This is a genomic window from Romboutsia sp. (assembly GCF_035470145.1).
Classification (GTDB): Bacteria; Bacillota; Clostridia; order Peptostreptococcales; family Peptostreptococcaceae; genus Romboutsia_D.
Genome location: NZ_DATIRC010000379.1, coordinates 1 through 3,957 on the forward strand (window position 1 = coordinate 1; position 3,957 = coordinate 3,957).

Below are 3,957 nucleotides of genomic sequence, written 5' to 3' on the forward strand. Positions count from 1 at the left end.
ATACTATTTCTAAAAACATTTTAGCTTCATCTGATAATTCTTCTCTTTTTCTTTTAATCCATCCAATACTAAAATCTATACTATCATCAGCAAAAGGTATTGCCTTTATACCTTCCCTTTTATTTACATTATTCCATCCTGAACCTAATGAATATGCATCTGTTTTTGATATGAAATTAATTATAGTTTCCTTGTCGCTTAAATATATAGACCTATCTTTATTTAAAATATCAATTGTATCTAGTTCTATACTATCAATAGATGATGATACTTGATCCTCGACCAAAGATACACAAATGAAATCCTTTAATTCATGAGCATGTATTACATCTTTATTATATAATGGGTTATTCTTTCCTACATAAATATACATCTTATCTTTAGCTATTTCATTAAACTCTAACTTATTTACTTCTAATATATTTCTCCATAATCTTTCTTGAATATTTGAAAATATAAGCATTCCTATCTCTGAATTCATATTAGCTACATCTTTTATAACATTTTCTTTATGAGTTTCATTTAAAGATATTTTTATATTTTTACAGTCAATATTATTATAAATTTCACTTAATATATTGGATAAATTAAATGCTTTTGCACTAGATATTTGTAATACAAAAGTCTTTTCTCTAGATAAATCATTGTATATATTCTCTATATTGTTAACTTGATTTATAATACATTTTGCATGTGATAAAAAATCTCTTCCTTCTTTTGTAATTTCTACGCCTCTATTTGTTCTTTCAAATATCTTTATGTTAAATTCTTCTTCTAAGCTCATTATAGAGTTACTTAAATTAGGTTGTGATATAAATAAATTTTGTGCAGCCTTATTCATAGATTTAGTTTCCGCTACTTCTATTAAGTATCTTAGTTGCTGAAGTTGCAAATGCATCACCTCCATTTAAATGCATATTATTTATATAAATCACTAAAACTAACATCCTAAAAATTTTAAGATTAAATATATTATAACAAGTGCGCAGAAAAATAGTGGGCAAATATTAAATATATTTAATATTTGCCCACTATCGATAATTAAAAATAGCCAAAGTCATAATGTAGATTTCAAAACATTTATACAATCTAATATATTTTCATATTTCTCATCATTATTTCCTAACATAAGTTCAGTTTCTTTTATCGCCTCGTTTATACAATAATTTCTCACTTTATTACCTTCTATATATTCAATCAAATCTAATTTAAAACCATTAAGGCTTAAATCCATAAGCTTTCTTATTTCTCTAAAATCTTTATTTGATACCAACTCATAGTTTCTTGTTAAGTCTACTAATAAATTAACATTTTCTATAGAAGTTTTACTTGGTATTAAACATCCTGTACTCATAATGAAATTTTTATAATTTCTTAATTCATAATTAAGCTTATTGACTTCATCTGCTACTTCTTCACGACTTCCCTTATATAAGGTTATAGGATTAATATTTCCCATTATAACTACATCTTCTGGAATTATTCTTATATTTTCAACTATATCAGTTACATAATCTATACTTAATACCTGAGCACCTGTTTTCACCATATATTCTGTATGTTTTATAGTCTTTCCACATACATGCAAAAACCCTGGTATTTCTATACTATCAAATATCTTTTTTAAAAAGTCTCCTGAAAACTCATTAAATAATTTTGGTGAAAATAAAGATGCTACTGGTTCCGCTATCCAAAAGAAATCCGCTCCTAATTTTTCTTCTTCTATTGCAAACTCTATCATAAATTCATTTATATAACTTGTTAACTCTTTTAAAATTATTGGATTTTTTATTACCATTTTATTAGCTTGTGAAATACCTATTATACTAGATGCTATTGTTAGAGGTCCAAAACACCCTCCACCTAATGGTTGAGTCATTTTTTCTTTCTTTTTTTTAAAATATTCAAGCTCTTTTTTAAAATAATCATAATTAAAGTATCTACGTTTTTTTAAATTTTCTACATCCTCCAAGGTTTGTATTTGATTTTCAACTATAGCTTCTAGACCATTTGATTCTATTAAAGTTTTAAATCCTAGCGCCTTAGCAAATTCTATACGACCTAAGCATAAAAAATCAAAATCTTTTTCTCCCATTCCTATTGGACATACTAATCGATACTCTTTTTCATATAAATAATCTATAATTTTTTTTATATAAATCTCCTCCTTATTTGTCTACTCCTTTAAATGTAATTCCTTTTACAAAATATTTCTGACCAAAATAATATAATAATAGGCATGGTATTATTAAAATTATAGATGCTGCCATGGTTATAGGAATAGAGCTTGTTCCTTCATATGTATTTTTTAAATAGTTTAAAGCCACTCCTACAGTTCTTTGATTTTCGTTTACTATGTATATAAGAGGGGCGAAAAAATCATTCCATATTCCCATAAATGTATATAGAACTACTGTAATTACTGCAGGCTTTGAAAGAGGTAGAATAATTTTATAAAATATTTTAAACTCACTGCATCCGTCTATTCTTGCAGAATCTATAAGTTCAGATGGTATTGTTAAGAAATACTGTCTAAGCAAAAATATATAAAATGCATTACCAAAGAAAGAAGGAACCCATAATGGTTTTAAGCTACCATACCATCCAATAAAATTGAACAGTAAAAACTGTGGAAAAAAAACTACCTCTCCAGGTAACATCATTGTAGCTAATATTAATATAAACATTTGCTTTTTATACTTGAATTTTCCACATGCAAATCCATATGCAACTAATGAACAAGAAAAAAGATTTCCTATAATATTTATAGCTGCTAAAAACAAAGTATTAAATATGTATTTATGAAATTTATATTCTGTGAATAATCTCTTGTAATTATCGAAATTAGGATTTTCTGGTATCCATTTTATAGGAATCTCGTATACTTTTAAAGGATCTTTTAAGGATGTTGATATCATCCATAAAAATGGTAACAACATACAAATCGCTCCTATTACTAAAAGTATATATACAAAACCCTTAGTTACTTTATTTTTATTTATTTTATTATATGTTTTAGTTTTTTCTTTATATATTTTTATTTCTTCCATTATACTATCTCTCCCCCTTCTTTTGCTTCATAATATACTTTAGAGGAAGATAGCTTTAATACTAAAATAGATATGCTGAATATAACAATAAATAAAATCCATGCCAATGCACATGCTTTTCCCATTTCATGCCATACAAATGCATGTTTGTACACATAAAAAGCATAAAATAAAGATGAATGGTTAGGTCCTCCATCTGTCATTACATATGCTTGAGTAAATGTCTGTAGGGATCCTATTATTGATGTTAAAACTGAGAAGAGTAAAATAGGGCTCATTCCAGGTATAGTAATATTTATAAGCTTTTGAAAGAAATTCGCACCATCTATTTTCGCTGCTTCATATAATTGTGTTGGTATACTTTGTAATCCAGATAGATATATTATTATACCTCCACCGATTCCCCAAATACTCATTATTACTAATGAAGGCAATACCCAATTTTCATCATAAATCCACTGTGGACCTTGTATCCTAAATATGCTTAAAATATTATTTAATAGCCCAAACTCAGGATTAAACATCCATGCCCATAATAGAGAAACAACGACTCCTGATACTACTGCTGGTAAATAGTAGATCGTTCTATATACATTCATATTTTTTATATCTGAATTAAGTAGTAATGCTACAAATAATGATATTATTACTTGAGTAGGAACACTAAGTAAAGTATAAGAAATAGTTACTTTTAGTGATTTATAAAATAAAGGGTCTTTAAATATATCTTTATAGTTTGCTAAACCAGCCCATCTAGGAACTGATAACACATCCCATTCCATAAAGCTTATTAAAAGTGAACTTAGTATTGGAATAACGGTAAGGAACACAAATCCAATCGTCCATGGAGATGTAAATGCAAAAAAATTTAATGATTTTTTATTTATTCTCATAATATCCTCTCTTT

The 3,957-nt window shown here is 26.6% G+C and carries 4 protein-coding genes; all 4 read right to left on the reverse strand.

Features of this window, described 5'->3' with window-relative positions:
* Positions 1–892: LysR family transcriptional regulator (locus VLM92_RS14875; protein ID WP_325277107.1), on the reverse strand; the 892-nt coding region annotated here is incomplete at its 3' end.
* A gap of 165 nt (positions 893–1,057) precedes the next feature.
* A complete protein-coding gene (locus VLM92_RS14880) occupies positions 1,058–2,095 on the reverse strand; it encodes a uroporphyrinogen decarboxylase family protein (RefSeq protein WP_325277108.1) in 1,038 nt (345 codons plus the stop codon).
* 73 nt (positions 2,096–2,168) lie between these two features.
* Positions 2,169–3,050: a carbohydrate ABC transporter permease gene (locus VLM92_RS14885; protein ID WP_325277109.1), complete on the reverse strand. Its 882-nt coding sequence runs from the start codon at positions 3,048–3,050 to the stop codon at positions 2,169–2,171.
* Positions 3,050–3,957, reverse strand: a 908-nt coding sequence (locus tag VLM92_RS14890) for a sugar ABC transporter permease (RefSeq protein WP_325277110.1), incomplete at its 5' end; no start/stop codon positions are given. The genes VLM92_RS14885 and VLM92_RS14890, both read right to left, overlap by 1 nt.